General features: G+C 60.8%; 1 protein-coding gene. It reads right to left on the bottom strand.

The window, feature by feature from the left end; all coding sequences use genetic code 11:
• Window positions 1-558 (bottom strand): histidine kinase dimerization/phospho-acceptor domain-containing protein (locus tag RX395_RS09855; RefSeq protein ID WP_316367304.1); only part of this gene is annotated, 558 nt, incomplete at its 3' end.
• Window positions 559-607 lie beyond the last annotated feature (49 nt).

Below are 607 nucleotides of genomic sequence, written 5' to 3'. Positions count from 1 at the left end.
GCTCATTTCCAACAGTGTCTTGGTCATCTGCGTCAGCCTCTCAGTCTGCTCGCGCAGGAGGGTGAGAAACTCCGCAGTCTCCGGTAGCACGTCAGGGTGCTCTGAGGAAAACAGCTCCAGCTGCGCCTGCATTAGTGCCAGCGGCGTGCGCAGCTCGTGGGCGGCGTTGCCGGTGAACTGCCGCTGGGCGGCAAAGGCGTTATTCAGCCGCTCCAGCATCTGGTTGAACGAGCGTCTCAGCTGCCGGAACTCCGAAATGGCGTCTTCATCGATCCTCATATCGGCAAGATTGTTCAGCTGCACCCGCTCCACCTGCGAGGCAAAGCTGCGAAGGGGCTTGAGGGCGCGTCCGCTGACAAAATAGGCGAGGATGCCGCTGAGCAGCGTTACCGCCGCCGTGATATACCAGTTGGTGGTGCGGAAGCGCCCCTGCACCCCATCGACGACGATGGTCAACTCCTCGTTGGGCGCTATGAGCCGCGGGTCAAAGCTCGCCTCTCCGTCCTCATTCAGGATCGCCGTGCTGCCGCCCTGTAAGCTGTCCGCAATGGTGTCCATATAGTACACACCGGAGGAGCACAGTAGCAAATTCATGGCCACGCAGGTG

It is taken from the genome of Collinsella aerofaciens, from assembly GCF_032584215.1.
GTDB lineage: Bacteria > Actinomycetota > Coriobacteriia > Coriobacteriales > Coriobacteriaceae > Collinsella.
This window is presented reverse-complemented; position numbering and strand designations above follow the sequence as displayed.